Annotated in this window: 1 pseudogene; it reads right to left on the bottom strand. The window is 37.1% G+C overall.

The window, feature by feature from the left end:
- Positions 1-237: 237 nt before the first annotated feature.
- Positions 238-381: pseudogene (locus AC1IR0_RS15620) on the bottom strand (type IV pili twitching motility protein PilT); the annotation flags it as partial.
- Positions 382-633 lie beyond the last annotated feature (252 nt).

The raw sequence follows: 633 nt of genomic DNA, 5'->3' as shown, positions 1-633 counted from the left end.
CAGAAAGCTGTTATTGAACAAAGAAAGTTAAATCCTGTGCTTGACTCTTGTGGTTAAAAACAGGACATTTTAAATGGTTTATCGCATAGACATTTTAATTGGTGAATAACACAGTGTTGTAAGTCCAAAATAGAAATATCCGCTTTCAGACTCTGGCATTGATTATGCCACCTAACATTAAAAGTGACATTGGCCATACGTTTTTAGCCAAATTATGCGTTGCCCAGATCCTCAGTATTAATCGGTAGAAAGTGTGCGTGATCTAGACTGCTCAAGCATAGATATTTGAGTACTTTCCGCCTGCAAAACTGGGTTAAGACGATTACTTTTCAATTTGATTTGCAAGCGCAGTTCATTATTGGAGTCCGCATTACGCTCAGCATATGGTGCATAAATTTACGTGCTTCATCAAGCAATTCCGTTGTATACATATCGAGATTCCTGAGATCATGACTGGTCAGCCGTATAGAATGAGCAGGAGCAAGACCTCTAATAAATTATTGTTATTGTTTATTTTTTAATTTAGGGTGTGTTGACACTTTTAGCTTAAAAAAATAGCGAAGTAGTAAAATCAAATCGCCAAACCCAATTTTACTATTCGCTATGCCTCGTACCATGCTGACAGATCAACAC

Source organism: Acinetobacter sp. 129952 (assembly GCF_056642055.1).
Note: the sequence above shows the minus strand (reverse complement) of the source record. Positions and strands in the feature narration are given on the sequence as shown.